General features: G+C 66.4%; 11 protein-coding genes, 5 pseudogenes and 1 CRISPR repeat array (1 of these 17 only partly in view). Of the genes and pseudogenes, 9 read left to right on the plus strand and 7 right to left on the minus strand.

All coding sequences use genetic code 11. The annotated features are described in order from the left end of the window. Positions 1 to 60: 60 nt before the first annotated feature. From BN3906_RS08285 to BN3906_RS08300, 4 genes and pseudogenes are all read right to left on the minus strand, one after another. Entirely contained in the window at positions 61 to 1,152 is a 1,092-nt protein-coding gene (locus tag BN3906_RS08285; protein WP_078057295.1) for a choline/ethanolamine kinase family protein, read from the minus strand. Continuing rightward, complete coding sequence (locus BN3906_RS08290; protein ID WP_078057296.1) at positions 1,149 to 2,090, minus strand: phosphotransferase; 942 nt, start codon at positions 2,088 to 2,090, stop codon at positions 1,149 to 1,151. Before BN3906_RS08290 ends, BN3906_RS08285 begins: the two co-directional genes overlap by 4 nt. A gap of 4 nt (positions 2,091 to 2,094) precedes the next feature. Beyond that, positions 2,095 to 3,582: an amidase family protein gene (locus BN3906_RS08295; RefSeq protein ID WP_066587042.1), complete on the minus strand. Its 1,488-nt coding sequence runs from the start codon at positions 3,580 to 3,582 to the stop codon at positions 2,095 to 2,097. Continuing rightward, positions 3,579 to 4,286: pseudogene (locus BN3906_RS08300) on the minus strand (SDR family NAD(P)-dependent oxidoreductase); the annotation flags it as partial. The pseudogene BN3906_RS08300 and the gene BN3906_RS08295, both read right to left, overlap by 4 nt. Before the next feature lie 365 nt (positions 4,287 to 4,651). On the opposite strand from BN3906_RS08300, the gene BN3906_RS08305 reads away from it, so the two are divergent. The 8 genes and pseudogenes from BN3906_RS08305 (at position 4,652) to BN3906_RS08335 (ending at position 12,352) form a co-directional block, all read left to right on the plus strand. Continuing rightward, positions 4,652 to 5,506: a GntR family transcriptional regulator gene (locus BN3906_RS08305; protein WP_066587045.1), complete on the plus strand. Its 855-nt coding sequence runs from the start codon at positions 4,652 to 4,654 to the stop codon at positions 5,504 to 5,506. Positions 5,507 to 5,644: 138 nt separating this feature from the next. Continuing rightward, complete coding sequence (locus BN3906_RS08310) at positions 5,645 to 5,899, plus strand: hypothetical protein (protein WP_066589585.1); 255 nt, start codon at positions 5,645 to 5,647, stop codon at positions 5,897 to 5,899. A gap of 14 nt (positions 5,900 to 5,913) precedes the next feature. Beyond that, positions 5,914 to 7,176, plus strand: a pseudogene (locus BN3906_RS08315) (sodium:solute symporter family protein); the annotation flags it as partial. A gap of 220 nt (positions 7,177 to 7,396) precedes the next feature. Further along, positions 7,397 to 7,519: pseudogene (locus tag BN3906_RS15475) on the plus strand (amidase family protein); the annotation flags it as partial. Between the two features lie 156 nt (positions 7,520 to 7,675). Beyond that, positions 7,676 to 9,463 carry an amidase gene (locus BN3906_RS08320; protein WP_066587051.1) on the plus strand — a complete coding sequence of 596 codons (1,788 nt, stop codon included), beginning with the start codon at positions 7,676 to 7,678 and terminating at the stop codon, positions 9,461 to 9,463. Further along, positions 9,460 to 10,032 (plus strand): amidase family protein, encoded by a 573-nt coding sequence (locus BN3906_RS08325; RefSeq protein ID WP_078057300.1) that lies wholly within the window; start codon positions 9,460 to 9,462, stop codon positions 10,030 to 10,032. Before BN3906_RS08320 ends, BN3906_RS08325 begins: the two co-directional genes overlap by 4 nt. 104 nt (positions 10,033 to 10,136) lie before the next feature. Next, a complete protein-coding gene (locus BN3906_RS08330; RefSeq protein WP_078057301.1) occupies positions 10,137 to 11,102 on the plus strand; it encodes an amidase in 966 nt (321 codons plus the stop codon). Then, complete coding sequence (locus tag BN3906_RS08335) at positions 11,099 to 12,352, plus strand: M20 family metallo-hydrolase (protein WP_066587064.1); 1,254 nt, start codon at positions 11,099 to 11,101, stop codon at positions 12,350 to 12,352. Before BN3906_RS08330 ends, BN3906_RS08335 begins: the two co-directional genes overlap by 4 nt. 151 nt (positions 12,353 to 12,503) lie before the next feature. Here BN3906_RS08335 and BN3906_RS08340 read toward each other — a convergent pair whose 3' ends face one another. The 3 genes and pseudogenes from BN3906_RS08340 to BN3906_RS15485 form a co-directional block, all read right to left on the minus strand. After that, positions 12,504 to 13,163, minus strand: coding sequence for a DUF8548 family protein (locus BN3906_RS08340; RefSeq protein WP_066587067.1), 660 nt, complete (start codon positions 13,161 to 13,163; stop codon positions 12,504 to 12,506). 102 nt (positions 13,164 to 13,265) lie between these two features. Then, positions 13,266 to 13,881: pseudogene (locus BN3906_RS15480) on the minus strand (transposase); the annotation flags it as partial. A gap of 161 nt (positions 13,882 to 14,042) precedes the next feature. After that, positions 14,043 to 14,381 carry a transposase gene (locus tag BN3906_RS15485; RefSeq protein ID WP_066587072.1) on the minus strand — a complete coding sequence of 113 codons (339 nt, stop codon included), beginning with the start codon at positions 14,379 to 14,381 and terminating at the stop codon, positions 14,043 to 14,045. A gap of 68 nt (positions 14,382 to 14,449) precedes the next feature. Here BN3906_RS15485 and BN3906_RS08355 point away from each other — a divergent pair. Next, positions 14,450 to 15,007: pseudogene (locus BN3906_RS08355) on the plus strand (transposase); the annotation flags it as partial. Between the two features lie 99 nt (positions 15,008 to 15,106). Continuing rightward, positions 15,107 to 17,900: a CRISPR direct-repeat array (repeat unit 29 nt; unit sequence GGGATCATCCCCGCTCGCGCGGGGAGCAC); it runs 4,808 nt beyond the window's last position.

Below are 17,900 nucleotides of genomic sequence, written 5' to 3' on the forward strand. Positions count from 1 at the left end.
ATTGGTTGTCGTAGCCCGGTTGTCGTAGCCCGGTTGTCGTGGCCCGGTCGGGGGGGGTCGTCACAGTGCGTGGAGCCAGCGGCCCCACCGCCGGTCTGCCGTCCGGTCACGGGCCCGGGCAAGTTTCCAGACACCGTACTTGTGGTAGTCGAAGTCCCATTCGGTGTTGAGCGAGTGGTTCACACAGCCCCACAGTCCCCACTTCAGGTCCGCGAGCGCAGAGGCGACGAAACACCGTGACAGGACGTCACGGGTGGCTGCCCCGTAGACCTCCTCGATGCACCGGATGACGGTCGGTTCATCGAAGAAGAACTCGGTGAAGGTCACCGCCAGGTCATAGGCGCGTTCATTGTTGGAGGCGAACTCGAAGTCGACGAGCTTCATCGGCTGTCCGTCCCGGATGAGGAAGTTCCCGGGCATCGGGTCGTTGTGGCAGGGGACGATGTCCAGTCCGGAGGCGCGGAACGCCTCCCGGGCATTCGCGTACTCCCGGAGCAGCGAGGTCGCGAACCCGGGGAGCGGGACATTGTGTTCGCGTACCTGGTCCAGGTGCTCGTCGATGAGGTCGAAGATCGTCTTCGTCAACGGCAGGGCATCCACGGTGTGGAACTGGTTCTGGAGGTGGAGGACGTTCTCGGCGATCTCCCACCGTTTCATGTCGGAGTTGGTGCACGCCCGGTAGCCTTCCAGGAACTCGATGACCTCCACCCCGGTGGCGGGGTCGAAGTGCACGATCCGTGGACTGATCCCGAGGTCTCCCGCACGTCGGGCGGCGACATGGGAGTTTCCCCTGTCGATGAAGTCCTCGGTCCCTTCCCCGGGGACTTTGAGGAAGTAGGCGACGGGGTCGCCGGTGACGTCGATCCTCCAGTTGCTGTTCTGCAGTCCGCCGGTGACCGGGGAGTACCGGATCTCCCGGCCCTGCCATTCGGCGACATCGCCGATACAGGACTCCACCTTCGTCTCCGCCGGGGAGACAGCGGTGCCGACCGGTTTCGCCCCCTCGGGGACTCCCGTGCGCTCCGCGGTCTCCACCGTCGGAGCACCCGTCGGGTCACCCGTCGGACCACTGTCCGCGGAAGCGCCCGGGGCACCGGGGGCACCGGGGAAACGGTCCTGCCGGCTGTCCGGCCTGTCGATGATGATGGTCATGACATCTCCTCCAGGAAGTCGTCGTACCGGCGTTCCCCCAGGGTTTCGCGTGCCCAGAGGAACATCCAGTCCGAGAATTTCGAGTACTCGTAGGTTCCGGGGTCACAGTGGTCCACCCAGGCTCCGATGAGGCCGCCGCGGACGGCGTCCGCCGCCCGGTAGCACATGGCCCTGCTGTACAGGCCGAGGTCGAAGGACCCCCAGTAGAGTTCGAATATCTCCTCGGGTCTGAGGTCGTTGCCGGACATCTCCAGCAGTACTGAGCCGATGTCCTGCAGCGGGTCGGTGTAGGCGGCCCAGTCGTAGTCGAGCAGTTTCGCTTCCCCGGTGACCCGGTTGACCGCCAGGTTCGAGGCGTTGGCGTCCCCGTGGACCAGAACTGTGTCTGTTCCTGCCGCGGTGATCCGTGATTCGACGTCGTCGAGTACGGAGAGCATCCACGGCAGGTCGGTGGGCAGGGCGACACCGGCCGCGGTGCATCTGTCGAGGAGGGCGCGGATGTCGTCGAAGATCCCCGCCCGGCGTGCCCCGGGGACGTGCAGGTCCCACATGGCCCGGCGTTTCTCCACGAAACATCCGGTGACGTCCGGGTCGTTGAAGTCACGTACGGAGGCGGTGCGGTAGCTGTCGGTGAGGTCCTCCATCGCGAGTTCACCGCGTCCGGGGTCGGCGTCGAGCACGCGGGGGCCGATCCCCGCGTCCCCGGCCGCGGTGGCGACCGCGAAGCTCCCGGGAATGTCGATGCAGGTGGATGCTGCCGGGGTCATGGTCTTGAGGAAGACGGTGCGGCCGGTGTCCACGTCCCGCAGCCGGGCACGTACCGAGTCCGCTCCCCACCACTGCGGGCTGGCGGATGTCGGCGCCGGGGCGGTGAGAGCGGGGTCAACGGTCAGGTGCACGGTGTTCTCCGTGGCGTCCGTGTTTTCTGTGGTGTCCACCGGGTCAGCTCCTCTGCGTGTCTCCGGCAGTGGCCGGGTTGGCGTCGGCCGGGTTGGCGGTGACCGTGGCGTCCCCGTAGCCGGCGGCGTACAGGTCCGGGGTCAGGGCCGGCAGGTCGCGGGGGACGGTCGGCCAGTCGAACGGGGCGGGACGCCGGGATTCGAGCCATTCCGCGACCGCGAGGACACGCAGGTCCGCGAACCTCGGACCGCCGACCTGCACACCGACGGGAACCCCGTGGCTCATACCGAAGCCGACCGTGGCGGCGGGTTGTCCCGACTGGTTGAACCAGCAGGTGAACGAGCAGTGCTCCAGCGGGGAATCCTGACTGAGTCCGACCATTCCGGCGGCGAAGCCGAGCCCGGGGATGACGGGGGACACAATGAGGTCGAAACTGTCCACCACCGAAGCGAAGTGGGCGGCGCTGGCGGCGACAGCGTTGAGGTCGTTCTCGTGGTCCGCCGCGGCAAGGCCGGAGGCTGCGGCACACCAGTCCGTGATCTGCGGCAGGACCTCGGAACGGCCCTGCCCGTCATAGGGCAGCCATTCCGCCAGAGCCCTGACCTGGAACAACCGGTCCAGGGCCGGCCAGGGGTCGGCGCTGAACACGGGAGGAACCTCGGTGACGACCGCGCCGGCGTCCTGGAGTGTCCGGGCTGCGGCACGGACCACCGCCTCGACCTCCGGGTGGACCCCGTACCCGTACCCCATGTCGAGGATGAGCCCGATCCTGAGCCCGGCGACAGTCCGGTCCGAGGTGTCGACCGGTTCCGGTGTCAGTGGCCCTCCGGGCAGACTGAGCAGGTCCCGGGCGTCCGGCCCGGAAATGACGCTGAACAGTTCAGCGACCTCACGGACACTGCGTGCCAGCGGTCCGGCGGAACGGGTGGTGCTGGGTGCGAGATGCGGAATCCTTCCCTGGGTCGGTTTCAGTGCCGCGAGACCGCAGTGCGCGGCGGGTAGGCGGACGGATCCTGCGATGTCACTTCCCACGGACATCGACCCGATGCCGGCCGCCAGCGAGGCACCGGCCCCGGCACTGGAACCTCCGGTGTTCATCGCAAGGTTCCACGGGTTCCGGACGATGCCGTAGAGGGAACTCACGCCTGCCCCGAGCATTCCGAAGTCCGGCATGGCGCATTTGCCGAAGATGACTGCACCGGCTTCGCGGAGCCGCGCCGCAGGGGGTGAGTCCACGGTGTCCGCGTCGAGACCCCGGTTGGGCAGAGTGCCGTGACGCCAGGGCATCCCGGCGGCGCGGACACTGTCCTTGACCGAGACGGGGACGCCGTCGAGCACGCTGAGCGGGGTGCCGGCCTTCCATCGTGCCGCGGACGCCTCGGCCTGGGCGAGGGCGTTCACGTCATCCCTGAAGACGATGGCGTTGATGCTGTCGTTGACCTCGTCGATCCTGGTGAGCGTCTGTTCCAGGACGTCGACCGGGGTGAGGCTTCCGTCCCGGTAGGCCGCACGGACTGTCTCTGTGTTCATCGTGTCACCACCGGTGTGCCGATGAGCCAGCCGCCGTCGACGGCGAGGATGTCGCCGACGACGTGGTCGGACAGGTCAGAGGCGAGGAAGAGCACGGCCTCCGCGATCTGGCGTGGGTCCGCCCACCGGCCGTTCGGGGTCTGGCCCTCCAGTGCTTCGCGGGTCGGCGCATCGTACAGGGCCGTCATGTCGGTCTCCACGAAGCCCGGCGCGACCGAGTTGATGTTGATCCCTCTCGGCGAGTAGTCGATGGCCGCCTGCCTGGTCAGGTTCACCACCGCCGCTTTCGCGGCGCAGTAGGCGGCGAATCCGGGGTTGCCGCGGAGACCGCTGATGGAGCTGATGTTGACGATCTTTCCCCGGGGTTTTCCTCCGGTTCCGGCGCCGCCTGCGAGCATTGCCCTGACTGCCGCCCGCATGCAGTAGAAGGTTCCGTCGACGTTCACCCGGAACTGCTCTCTCCAGGTTTCGTCACTCGTTTCGGCGATTTCCCCGGACTGCAGTATTCCGGCGTTGTTCACCAGGATGTCCAGTCCGTGGCTGGCACTGACATCGGCGAGAAGGGTGTCCACTGCCGCACTGTCCGATACGTCCAGGTAGCGGGATTCTGCCTGGCCACCGCGTCTGACGATCTCCGCCCAGGTGGCGGTGTCCGGGTCGGCGAAGCAGTCGGTCCGGTCGGCGATGACGACCCGTGCGCCCGCCTCGGCGAGATAAGCCTGATTTCCGCACCGACCCTAATGTGAGGCAAAGGAGGTTGTACCGCATAGAGCTCTGCCGTATTAACAGAGACATCGGGGTGATCTCCCGGCTCTCGCATATACACACCTAGAGGGGTATAGAAGACAACACGAGGGCCGTGGCCCGCCCGATGCCGCGGGAGCCCCCGGTGACGAGGGCTGTCCTGCCGCTGAGAGTGATCATGTGGTGTCCTCCTTGGTGAGTGCTGACACCAGAATCGGCGGGGACCATTTCTGGTGCAGGTTCCCCGTGTGAAAGGGCGGTAAAGGTCCGGTCAGGACCCCGAAATGGGCCGGCAAAAGGTATGGTCCGCCGTTACTGTCGTCCCATGAGCTCACAACATGAGGTGGAGAAGTCGCTGACGCGTCTGTGCGAGGAAATGCGTGCGGGCGGGACGGCGAAGCTTCCGTCTGAACGGGATCTCGCCCTCCGGCTCGGGGCGTCCCAGAGTACGGTGCGCCGGGTGTTGGACGCGATGCAGGCTGACGGGGCACTGTACCGGGTCAGGGGTCGTGCCGGTGGGGCGTTTCTCACTGGTGTGTCCACCGGGCCCCCGGTTCCGGAGGATGTGCCGGGGTCCGGGGAGGGACGCCGCAAGGTGCTCCGTGACCTCAACCAGGTCAAGGGGATTCCCCAGATGCTGTCCGAACAGGGCTACCGGGACGGGACGCAGGTCGTGCGGGCGGCACTGGAGGCTCCTTCCCCCGCGGTCGCCGGGTGCTTCGGAAGTTCCGGTCCGGTGGTGTCTCTGCTCAGGGTCCGGTTCGCCGACGGTGAGGCCCTGTCCCTCGAGCATGCCTACCTGCCTGCCCCGCGCTTCCCCGGACTGCTGAATCATCCTCTGACGTCCCTGTATGCGCTGTTGGCGAGCGAGTACGGGACCGTGGTCGGCCGGACCGAGGAGATTATCGAGGCGACGGCGGCAACCGCACCGGTGTCGGGGATCCTGCATGTCAGTCCCGGTGCACCGTTGCTGAAGGTCACCCGGCGCGCCTGGGCTGAGGATGTCACCGGGGACGTCACCGGGGAAGTCAGCGGGGACGCCGTCGGGGAAGTCAGCGGGGACGCCGCTCCGGTGGAGTTCTCGGTGGACCTGTTCAGGGCGGACAGGACCAGTCTGACGGTGCGCAGTGACCGGCCCGGCGCGAAACTGCACCACCCATTTCCCGCTGGTCCACACTGACCCAATTAACGCATCTTTACCCGGTTGGCCGGAGGCCAGTAATGGTTGGCGCTGATGCTGATGTCCACGTTCCCTCCTGAACCGTCAGCGGTTGCGGAGGGACGTCACACCACATCTGACGCATCGAGGTCATCCATCATGAAGAACGCTTTAGCTTCTCTGCCCCCGACGCCGGTGAAGAGCACCCTCGTCGGTATCTACATCTTCGCTCTGGCACTTGCCGTCGTCCCTCCCCTCTACTTCTCTTTCAGCGGGAACGAGACCCTGTTCCTCGGGTTGCCGCTGTCCATCGTCTACTGGATCTTCGACGCACTTCTCGTCGCCGTGTCCCTGTGCTTCCTCTACATGTACGAGGACGCCCGCGGTGAGCTGGACGAGGTGATCGCGGCATGATCGTGATGATCGGAATGCTCGTCGCGTTCTACGCGGTCGTCGTCGGCATCCTCTACACCACACGAAAGTCCCGGGAACCGGACTTCAACGAGTACGCGGTCGGCGGCAGGAGTTACGGCCCCTGGTACATCGCCTGGTCCTACATCAACTCCTGGTGGCCGGGGTCCACGTTCATCGCCTTCTTCGGCCTGGCGACCGGGCTCGGGGTCTTCGGTTTCTACGGTCTGGCGTACTCCACCCTCGGTGTCGCGTTCATGTACTTCATGGCGACCCGCGCCTGGCGGTGGGGTGCGAAGTACGGTCTGCGGACCCAGCCCGACCTGATGGGCAAGAGGTTCAACTCCGTCTGGGTCCGCCGTATCGCCAGTGTCATCGGGGTGGTCTCCCTGTTCCCCTGGATCATCACGGTCATGCAGGCGCTCGCCGCACTGTTCGATGTCGCCGGCAACGGTCACTGGGGGTACACGACGTCGTTGATGATCGGCCTGGCGGCCATCGTCGTCCGGCAGATCTGGACGGTCCAGATGGGTATGCGTGGTCTGATCATGACCGACGTCTTCCAGGGTGCGGTCGCCTACGGCGGAGCCTCCCTGATCTGTGTGCTGATGCTCGCGGGCATCGGTGACACCCCGGTGTCCTTCGGTGATCTCGGCCATGTGGCACAGCAGTACCTGCGCGTCCCCGGTGACGGGGACGCCTACGGTCCCTGGTACGTGTTCAGCCTTGTCCTCACCGGTGTCGTCGGGTCACTGTGCTGGCCGACGAGCTTCCAGCGCATCTACACCGCCTCTTCGGTCCGGTCGGTGAAGAAAGGAACCCTGATCACGATCTTCATCTCGGGGATCTTCTACACACTGCTGATGCTCGTGGGCATCGCGGCAGCCGGGATGGCGGGGATCATCGAAGCCCCGCAGGACGGCTGGTTCACGCTCATGAACGACTACGGCGGAACCTGGCTGCTCGGTCTGGGAGTTGTCATCGTCTTCGCCGCGTCGATGGGCCATATCGACGGTTCTGTGCAGGTCAGTGGCCTGCAGATCGCCAATGACCTGTTCGGGACGACGACGAGGATGACGGACAGGCAGCTGACGTACGTCTCGAAGATCTGCATGGTCCTGGCGATGATCCTCGCCGCCGTCCTCGCGTTCGCGACGAAGGACATGGAGCGCATGCAGCTGCTGGCGCAGATGAGTTACCAGGGCATCGTCCAGCTCAGCGTGCCGCTGTTCCTCGGCATCTTCTGGCGGGGCGGCAACAAGTACGGCGCGATCTCCGGCATGCTCGTCGGTTTCGTCATCGCCGCAGCACTGACCTGGATCTACCCGGACGACATTCCTGCTCTGGGGTCGGTCACCGGCGGCATCATCGGCCTGATCGTGAACCTCGTGGTCTTCCTGGTGGTCTCCGCTGTCACCGGTCGTACCGAGGCGGACAGGGCCCGTGTCGAGGAGTTCTTCGCCGTGGCACGTGGCGAGCGTACCCCGCCACCGGTGGCGGGTTCGCGTCGCCGGTCTCAGAGCGGCGGGTGGACTGTTCACCGGTCTGACGAACGCCCCGGAGTGCGGGTACTACGGCGGCACGGACGGTCACCTGTTCGGCGCCACGCACAATCCCTGGAAGAGATGGGAAGAAGAGAAAGCACCGGTGGCGGCCGCTGAGCCGACTGCCTGATCCTCACAGGAGACACCCGCCAGGTCTGTTCCCGGCGGGTTTTCCCTTCCCCGCACTTTCCTTTCCCTGCCCCTCAACCGTCCGCCCTGAAGAAAGGACCCCCGTGTGATCTCCGACCCCACCCAGCTGCCGATCGCGGACCTGCGCCGCGCCCTCGACGACGGATCACTGACCTCTGTCGGACTGGTGTCGGCCTTCCTCGACCGAATCCGACGTTTCGACAGACCTGCCGGGACTGCGTCAGGCCCGGAGGACGCCACCCTCACCCCGGAGGGAACGGTCCCGCTCAACGCGGTCGTGGTCGACAACCCGGACGCTCTCGCGGAGGCGGAGGCCTCCGACAGGAGGAGGGCCGAGGGCCGCATCCTGGGCCCGCTCGACGGTATCCCGTACACGGCCAAGGACTCGTACATGGTCCGTGGTCTCACTGTCGCCGCCGGGTCCCCGGCGTTCCGGGACCTCGTCGCTCAGTGGGACTCCTTCGCTGTCGAACGTCTCCGCGCGTCCGGGGCCGTCCTCCTCGGTCTGACGAACATGCCTCCGATGGCCAACGGCGGCATGCAGCGCGGCCTGTACGGGCGCGCGGAAAGCCCCTACAATCCGGCGTGGCTGACCAGCGCCTTCGCCTCGGGTTCCTCCAACGGGTCCGGCAGCGCGACCGCCGCCGGGTTCGCCGTCTTCGGCCTCGGGGAGGAGACCTGGTCTTCCGGCCGCGCACCGGCGTCCTGCAACTCCCTGTGCGCCTACACGCCGTCACGGGGGGTGATCTCCGTCCGCGGCAACTGGCCGCTCGTACCGACCAAGGACGTGGTGGTCCCCCATGCCCGCTGCGTGGGCGACCTGCTGGAGATACTGGACGTCCTCGTCGCCGACGACACCACCGCCCGGGGAGATTTCTGGCGGGTCCAGCCGTGGATCGACATTCCCCCCGCCTCCCGGGTGCGTCCGGCCCGCTACCCGGATCTCGACCGGTCCACGACCCCGCTGGAGGGAGCCAGGCTCGGCGTCCCCCGGATGTACGTCAACGCCGATCCCCTGGCCGGGACCGGCCCGGACCACCGGGACGAGGTCGGCATCTGCGGGTCGATGGGACAGCGCGTCGTCACCTCCCCGGACGTGACGGCGCTGTGGGAGCAGCTTCGCGCGGACATCGAAACTGCAGGGGCCGAGGTCGTGGAGGTGGACTTCCCTGCCGTGACCAGGTACGAGGGGGACCGTCCGGGAGCACCGACCGTCAGTTCCCGGGGGCTGGTGTCCCGCGAGTTCCTGCTCGCGGAGACCGGGGTTCTCTCCGCCTGGTCGTGGGAGGACTTCCTCAGGGCCAACGGTGACCCCTCCCTGCACTCTCTCACCCGGGTCGACGGCAGGGACATCTTCCCGCCGCCCCGGGGGGCGCTCCCGGACCGCTACACCGGCCAGGAGCATGACGTCGCCGACTATCCGGCGGTCATCAGGTCCCTGCTCTCGGGCCATCCCGAGCTTCCCCCGCTTCCGGAACTTGACCCTTCCCTGCCCGCCGGTCTGGCGGGGCTCGAGGAGACCCGGCGGGTGGATCTCGAGGACTGGATGGACTCCCTCGGACTCGACGCCCTGATATTTCCCGCCATGGCGGGGGTCGCGCCGGCCGACGCGGACGTGAACCCCCGGTCCGCCGACACCGCCTGGCGCAACGGAATCTGGGTCGCCAACGGAAACGTGGTGATACGTCACCTGGGCATTCCCACCGTGACCGTCCCGATGGGCGCCATGGAACACAACAACATGCCGGTGGGCGCAACGCTGGCAGGGCGGGTCTGGGACGATTCCCGGCTGCTCAGCCTGGCAGCGGCCGTGGAAGCGACCGCACCGCACGGCACCCGCCGCGCCACCCCGACCCTGACCTGTGGAGGATGACAGTGAACCCCGACGACTACGCCGGCACGACGGCGACTGAACTGCGTGACCTCATCGCCTCCGGCAGTCTGACCTGCCTGGAGGTGGCGGAGGCCGCCTGCGACCGTATCGGAAGACTCAACCCCGACATCAACGCCTACGTCTGCTTCGACCGCGAGACCGTCCTGAAGGACGCTGCCGAGCTCGACAGGAGGCAGGCCTCCGGCGCCCCGCTCGGCCCGCTCCACGGCGTCCCCTTCGCCGTGAAGTGTCTCACCGAGGTCGCGGGACTGCCGCACACCCATGCCCTCGTCCCCTTCGCCGACAATGTCGGGGAGAAGGACGCCACCGTCGTCGCCCGTCTCAGAGCGGCGGGTGGACTGTTCACCGGTCTGACGAACGCCCCGGAGTGCGGGTATTTAAAACTTTTGATTTGTATTATAAAAAACACCGGGATATTTACTGGTCCCATCCTTAATCCCGGTGGGCCGGGGGCCCGCTCTTCGCCCTCTTTCGACCGGCGCCCCGGCCCGGGGGGTTTGGGTTCTATGGTCTTGCGTAGGTCCGCGCAGCGTGGTTACATCCGCTAGTCAGTCGCAAGCCTGTCAATCCGCGCACTGAACTCGTTGCTGCTCGCCGAGCAGTAGATCTTGCCTCCGGCGCTGTTGTGGCTGTCGCTTAGATTCCTCTGGATATGAAAAAGAGCCAGGTCGCGGGGATGGTGCCCCTGGCGGAGGGCGCGGACGGGGCGGGCTCGGTCCGCATCCCGTCCGCGTTGTGCGGGGTGGTGGGTTTCAAACCTTCTCTCGGGCGGATCCCGCAGACCCTTGTCGCGGGGAAGTTCTCCACCTACGTCTTCCACGGCCCCATAGCCCGGACGGTGGAGGACGCCACGGTCATGTTCGACGTGATGAACGGATTCGACCCCTCCGACCCCATGAGCCTGCCGAAGGAGACGGCCAGCTACCCCGGGGCGGTCAGCGCCGCGGGTTCCGACATGACGGGTATGACGGTCGCCTATTCACCGGACCTGCACGTGGGCTACGTCGACCCTGAGGTGGATGCGGTGTGCCGGGAGGCGGTGAAGGCGTTCACGCAGCTCGGTGCGACGGTCACGGAGGCGACCCCGGAATGGGACTGTCCGGAGCAGGCGATGTGGGACGGGATCTGGGTGCCCGGCATCGGCCTGGACACCGACCTGTGTGACTGGGGGCAGTGGGAGGGGAAGGTGGACGCCAACTACCTGGAGATCATCGCGGCGGCCCGGTCACTGCCGGCGGTGGACGCCATCCGCGCCCAGGTGGCCAGGTCCAGGATGTACGACATCTTCTGCAGCTTCATGGCGGACTTCGATCTCCTGGTCTCCCCGACCCTCGCTTCTGCGGCGTTCCCGCTGGACCAGTTCGCCCCCTCCTGGCTGGAGGGCGAACCCCTGCAGGCGCAGCTGCTGCGCTGGTTGTTCACCTACCCGTTCAACATGACGACCACGCCGGCGATCACCGTGCCGGCCGGGTTCACGGCATCAGGGCTTCCGGTCGGTCTCCAGATCGCCGCACGGCACCGGGGGGATGTCGAGGTCCTGGCCGCTGCCCGGGCGTATGAATCGGTCCGACCGTGGGCGGGCACCACACCGGATCTCGGCGGGGTGCAGGCACAGTGACGGGCGGACCTTCACCGACGTTCCTTTCGGACTTCCACCACACCGCCTCCTTCGGTGCGACGGCAGGGGGCGGGATCGACCGTCAGGCCGGCACCCCGGAGCATGGTGCGGTGCGGGAATGGTTCCGGCGACGGGCCGCGGAGATGGGGATGACCGTCACCGTGGACGCCATCGGGAACCAGTTCGCGTCCTACCGGTGGGTTCCCGGGGCACGGCACGTGCTCACCGGTTCCCACCTGGACAGTCAGCCCCTGGCCGGACGGTTTGACGGGACGTACGGAGTCGTGGCGTCCCTCCATGCCGCTGCCGCGGTGCATTCGCGTGTCACCGCCGGCCTCACCGTACCGGTGCACAATCTCACGGTGGTGGACTGGTTCAACGAGGAAGGGTCACGCTTCGAGCCCTCTCTCATGGGCAGTTCCGTGGCGGTCGGCCAGCGGTCGCTGGAGGAGATGCTCGCGGTGACGGACCGGGACGGTGTCAGCGTGGCTGAAGCGCTCGACGCCACCGGGTGCCGTGGCTCAGACGTCATGCCGCCGGCCGTCGCCTACGCGGAACTGCATATTGAGCAGGGGCGTCGCCTCGAACGGTCCGGCGTGACCGTCGGCGCGGTCACGGGCAACTGGTGCACCCGGAAGATCCGGGTGACCGTCAACGGCGAACAGTCCCACACCGGGGCCACGCTGATGGGGGACCGCCATGACGCCCTGACCGCGGCGTCCGAGATGGTGCTCTCGGTACGGAAGATCGCCGCCGACGCTCCGGAGGGGTCGATGGTCACCTCGGTGGGACGCTTCACCGTGGAGCCCAACGTGCCGGGGGTGGTGCCCCGGCAGGTGACGATGAGCGTGGACCTTCGCTCCCCTGACCCGCAACGGCTGGTCCGGGCCTGGGAGACTCTCAGACCGTTGCTGGTCACCACGGCAGAACGCCACGATGTGGGGGTGGAGATCGAGGACTTCGACCTGCGGGAGGCGGTGCCCTTCCCCGGGGCCGGGGTGGAGCTGACGGAGAAAGCCGCCGCGGACGCCGGGGTCAGCTGCCTCCGTCTGAAGACCATGGCAGGTCATGACGCCGTCTCCATGAACCGCATCGTCCCGACAATGCTTCTCTTTGTTCCGTCGGTGGGCGGGGTCTCCCACTGCGAACGCGAGTTCACCACGAACGCGGACCTGACGGCGGGGCTGGAGGTGCTGACCCGGGTGGTGGGGACACTTGTGGTGGGTGCACTTGTGGCGGGTGAGCGGTGACGGTGGAACTGGTGCGGACTCCTCTTGGTGGACAGAGACAGAGTGCGGTTACTCCGGCCTGCACTGTGATCGTGGGAAGAGACTATTTGTCGCTGGGGCCGCCACCGAAGAGCTTGAATGAGCAGGTTCCGGCGGCAATGGAGCATTCCTTCTAGGCTTCGGACAGTTGACTCTCCGAAAGCCGCACAGCATGGTCAAAATGCGTCAGACTCTCACCCAAGCCGGTCTGTCGATGAGCATCAATGATCAATTTCCGTGCGGTTGCCGCATCAACATCCCCAAGGTTGGCAACTTTAAGCGCATTCGAAACGAATCGCCTGATCATCACGTCAGTCTTCACTCCGGGGATACCCAAGAGCATGCTGAAGTACTCGAATGTCACGTGCCCTAGACCTGGAACAGTAGTATAGATGCGCTTCGCCTGCTCGCTGTCGATGGCACGCAGCTCATCGGCAGTATTGACCCCAGCGTCGCTATAGCCCTCGGCCGCCTCGACAACTGCCTCTGCTTTCAACCTCCCCCCGGTCATAGACGAACCCATGACCTGCGCTATCGGATTCGCACCCAAGGCGACCAACGCGGACAGGTCATTGACCGCGTCACCGTGTTCTTCGCGGAAGGCCTGTACTCGATTGCGCACTCCGCTACCAGGGAATTTCGAGTCGTAACGTGCTCGGATTGAGAACACCGCATCGATAAGGGCTGTGCTGATCTCCTGCGGGTAGCCGCCACGATAGGCAGTGAAGTTCTCTTCAGGAATCGCTCGGACAGCAGCGACGATGGCATCCAGCTGTGCGGAATATGTGATCATGATCCCTCGATAACGTCGGCGTCTATGATGCTCGGGTCTTGGGTAGCCAGAGGTAGCCTGGCTTGATGGAGTCTGCTGCACGGATAGGTGACAGATTGTAGTTTATAGTAACTCCGCCAGTGCGGCAGTCGTGTTCACGATGGTCTCGAACTCGATGGGCGTCAACCGTCCCAGGCGGGGCTGACGGCGTCGGCGGTGGTAGGTCCGCTCGATCCACGTCACGATCGCGATGCGCAGCTGTCTACGGGTGGTCCAACAACGGCGGTCGAGGACTTTCTTCTGCAGCAACGCGAAAAGCGATTCCATGGCTGCGTTGTCCCCGCTCGGACCCACCCTGCCCATAGAACCGACCATGCCGTGGCCGGCCAGAGCACGAAGGAACTTCCGGCTTCGAGAATGGGATGCCCATATCGGAGTGGACGATGCAGCCGGTGACGTCACCGCGCATCGCGACCGCGTACTCAAGTGCTTGGACAGCCAGGCGTGATTTCATCCGCGAGTCAGTCGAGTACCCGACGATCCGACTGCTGAACGCGTTGTTGATCGCGCAGCAGTAAATCTTGCCTCCCGCGGTTCTGTGTGCGGTGATGTCCACCAGCCAGAGTTCGTTGGGTCCATCTGCAGCGACCACGTGGCGCGTGCGCCCGTCCTGGTCGACCACGGCGCAGAGATCGTCATGGACAGGCGGACCAGGCTTTTTACCGTTCGTGCTGCGCTTCATCGGCGAGGAGACGGTGCCCGAACTCTTCGGTCATCCTTGTGTGGCGTCGGACAGCGCGTTCGCGTGATACGCCTCGACCACCTCGCTCGCAGTGACGGGGTCAGCCAGTCACCGGTAGCAGGGCTGGCGGGAGAGCTTGAGCACCAGGCACGGCACCGTCACAGGAATCCCTGCAGCAACGAGCTCGACCGCGGGCGGGTAGAACCTCTTGACGGCAGGTTCGCCTGCGATAGATACGCCGCCGCACGCCGCAGGACCTCGTTGTCCTGCTCGAGGAGCCGATTGCGCTTGGTCAACTCGCGGATCTGCGCCGCCTCGGTCCGCGACTGGCCGGGCTCGGTGCCCTCATCAGTATCGGCGCGGCGCATCCACTTCGTAAGCGTCATCGGGGGGACACCGAGGTCTTTCGCGAGCTTCTCGATCGTCACTCCCGGTTCGCGGTTGCGTGCGACGCGCACGACATCGTCGCGAAACTCGGTGGGATAGGGCTTTGGCACGATGCCATCTTTCCAGACCGCCCTGTTGGGCAAGCCAGATCAGATGTCACCTCACCGTGCAGCAGTCCCTGTACCTGGTCACCGGTGATGCTCATCCGGGTGTCTGGCATGCGATTGGCGAGGTACTGCCGAATGCGTCGTGGCAGCACTGTCGGACACACTTGGACAAGAAGCTGTCGTCCATGGTGGCTACGTCGCAGTGGCCGACGTTGTCGGCGATGTTCCGCACTATCGTCCACCAACCCGATGCAGAGTCGGTGTGGTCCCAGGCCCGGGAGGTCGTCGGCTTCTGCCGGCAGAAGTTCCCGCACGTCGCCGGCTACCTCGAAGAAGCCCTCGACGAACTGTCGGCATTCACCGCCGTGCCGAAAGCGGTGTGGACCAGGGTGTGGTCCGAAAATCACGCTGACCGGCTGAACCGGGAGATCCGCCGGCGTACCGATGTCTTGGGGTCTTCCCGGACCGGGCTGCGGTGGTGCGTCTGGTCGGGGTGGTGTTGGCCGATCAGCATGATGATTGGATCGAAGCAGAAGCGTTACATGTCGCTGACGGGTGTGGGGCAGCCCCGGACGATGATGGCTGACAGCATCATTGACGCCGACGAGTCGGGCAGGCAGGTGGTATGAACCATCGTCGGCACCGGGTCCGCGAGGGTCCCTGACCTGGTGTCGTCAGCCCTGATGTATCGAAAGGCAGACACACCACTTCCCCGGACATGACCGGCGAGGATCATTTCCGCTCGCGCCGGGAGCACATGCACAGCGGTCCACACTCGTGCCGATCGACGGGATCATCCCCGCTCGCGCGGGGAGCACCGGGAGGACGGGGAGATCGAGGTGGAGGACCCGGGATCATCCCCGCTCGCGCGGGGAGCACTCCATCTCGTCTGCGACGACGGCGCCGGAGACGGGATCATCCCCGCTCGCGCGGGGAGCACTGCTCGCCCGTATTGGACGTCCCATACAGGCGGGGATCATCCCCGCTCGCGCGGGGAGCACTCCGAGCTGAGGAATGTCCCGTTGTCGTTGAGGGGATCATCCCCGCTCGCGCGGGGAGCACCTCAGGTTCAACCCCTGCCAGTTGCCCTCGTTGGGATCATCCCCGCTCGCGCGGGGAGCACTCCAACTCGCGCATGGCTGCTTCGGCGGCCCGGGGATCATCCCCGCTCGCGCGGGGAGCACGGCGACTACATCATTAGGGGTGTCGCCGGAGAGGGATCATCCCCGCTCGCGCGGGGAGCACATCTCTTCCGCGTACATTTCGCAGTCATTCTCGGGATCATCCCCGCTCGCGCGGGGAGCACCGCAGCTGGTCAGCGGACCCGGACTCGTTGACCGGATCATCCCCGCTCGCGCGGGGAGCACCTGCACCACGATCGGGGTTTTCACCTGCGACTGCGGATCATCCCCGCTCGCGCGGGGAGCACATGGTGCCCTGTCGGACACGTGGGCCCGACTGGGGATCATCCCCGCTCGCGCGGGGAGCACGCAATCCACGTGTAGATCGGGGACAGCACCGTGGGATCATCCCCGCTCGCGCGGGGAGCACCGGTACACCTCCCGCTCGTACTTCGCCGTTTCCGGATCATCCCCGCTCGCGCGGGGAGCACGCGGCACCGCACCGAGCACGGCCGAAATATTAGGGATCATCCCCGCTCGCGCGGGAAGCACGGTCGAGGTGACCCCTGGTCGCCGCTCCGTGTCGGGATCATCCCCGCTCGCGCGGGGAGCACGCTGAGTGTGCGGGTTTTTCTCGTGATGTGGTGGGATCATCCCCGCTCGCGCGGGGAGCACTTCTTCCCGTGCTCCGTCCACCGGTTGCTGAACGGATCATCCCCGCTCGCGCGGGGAGCACCGGATCGGCCTGGGGCTGAGGGGATTACGGGGGGGATCATCCCCGCTCGCGCGGGGAGCACGGTCGAGGTGGTCCAGGGTAGGCGGACAAACAGGGATCATCCCCGCTCGCGCGGGGAGCACGTGTCCGGGATCTTCGCGTCCGTCCTCGCCCTGGGATCATCCCCGCTCGCGCGGGGAGCACACCACGTTTCCCGCAGTGGGGGGTGTGGAACGCCGGGATCATCCCCGCTCGCGCGGGGAGCACTGGAAGCACGCCGGCACCGCTGTCCCGTTCGAGGGATCATCCCCGCTCGCGCGGGGAGCACATCTCCATCGTGTCCGATGCGGACAACCGCGGGGGATCATCCCCGCTCGCGCGGGGAGCACGATGGCAGGGGGTCGTCCTCCCACCCGCCACGGGGATCATCCCCGCTCGCGCGGGGAGCACGGTGGTGAGCCTGACTCTCACGAGTTCGGCAAGGGATCATCCCCGCTCGCGCGGGGAGCACATTGCCGCGCTGCCCCTGTCGGCACGGCTGACGGGATCATCCCCGCTCGCGCGGGGAGCACCCGCCGACGTGGACGCCTACACCGGCATTCAGGGGATCATCCCCGCTCGCGCGGGGAGCACAAGGATTCGAACAGGCTGGTCAGCGTTCCCGCGGGATCATCCCCGCTCGCGCGGGGAGCACGGTGTCGGCTCCCTGGTGAAGGGCCTGGGCAAGGGATCATCCCCGCTCGCGCGGGGAGCACTTTTTCATGCGCTGGACAGTCGTCGACGCAGTGGGATCATCCCCGCTCGCGCGGGGAGCACTTCACCGCCGCCGGCTTCCGGTCGGCCGAGGGGGGATCATCCCCGCTCGCGCGGGGAGCACAGAAGGAAAGTTCCGGTGTCCCACCGGAGGGGGGGATCATCCCCGCTCGCGCGGGGAGCACCCGTTGTGGAACGCCGATGACCTGTGGAGCGAGGGATCATCCCCGCTCGCGCGGGGAGCACTTGACGCGACAACGTGCGTGCGCAGTTTGCAGGGGATCATCCCCGCTCGCGCGGGGAGCACTCCCGCCGAGGCTGACAGGGTCGATGATGACGGGGATCATCCCCGCTCGCGCGGGGAGCACCCGGCGACGACTCTGGGGATCTATACGCACCTGGGATCATCCCCGCTCGCGCGGGGAGCACGCACAACGGCTCGAGGCCGACACCTTCGACAAGGGATCATCCCCGCTCGCGCGGGGAGCACGGCTTCCACTATCTCGTCCGGCATGTATCCGCGGGATCATCCCCGCTCGCGCGGGGAGCACGGCGAGCCGATCACGCCGGGGGAGTTGAAGCAGGGATCATCCCCGCTCGCGCGGGGAGCACCCGGACACAGGGGTTGACAGGTTCTTTCACCAGGGATCATCCCCGCTCGCGCGGGGAGCACGATGCGCAGGGTTGGGTGATCCTGTCGAGCGTGGGATCATCCCCGCTCGCGCGGGGAGCACTCCAAGCTGACGCATATCACCACTGACATGGGGGGATCATCCCCGCTCGCGCGGGGAGCACTCCGGTTCTCTTCTCCCCGAACCCGAGGTAGCAGGATCATCCCCGCTCGCGCGGGGAGCACGCCCAGGACGCCATGTCGAAGTCTGAACGCTGGGGATCATCCCCGCTCGCGCGGGGAGCACTTCGGTCTCTTTTGCT

It is taken from the genome of Corynebacterium provencense (assembly GCA_900049755.1).
GTDB lineage: Bacteria > Actinomycetota > Actinomycetes > Mycobacteriales > Mycobacteriaceae > Corynebacterium > Corynebacterium neomassiliense.

What these genes read in the sequence shown, in the direction of transcription:
- BN3906_RS08295 (WP_066587042.1), bottom strand. Translation starts at nt 3,582, where the DNA reads ATGAACACAGAGACAGTCCGTGCGGCCTACCGGGACGGAAGCCTCACC.
- BN3906_RS08325 (WP_078057300.1), top strand. Translation starts at nt 9,460, where the DNA reads ATGACAGTGAACCCCGACGACTACGCCGGCACGACGGCGACTGAACTG.
- BN3906_RS08330 (WP_078057301.1), top strand. Translation starts at nt 10,137, where the DNA reads ATGAAAAAGAGCCAGGTCGCGGGGATGGTGCCCCTGGCGGAGGGCGCG.
- BN3906_RS08340 (WP_066587067.1), bottom strand. Translation starts at nt 13,163, where the DNA reads ATGATCACATATTCCGCACAGCTGGATGCCATCGTCGCTGCTGTCCGA.
- BN3906_RS08310 (WP_066589585.1), top strand. Translation starts at nt 5,645, where the DNA reads ATGAAGAACGCTTTAGCTTCTCTGCCCCCGACGCCGGTGAAGAGCACC.
- BN3906_RS08285 (WP_078057295.1), bottom strand. Translation starts at nt 1,152, where the DNA reads ATGACCATCATCATCGACAGGCCGGACAGCCGGCAGGACCGTTTCCCC.
- BN3906_RS08305 (WP_066587045.1), top strand. Translation starts at nt 4,652, where the DNA reads ATGAGCTCACAACATGAGGTGGAGAAGTCGCTGACGCGTCTGTGCGAG.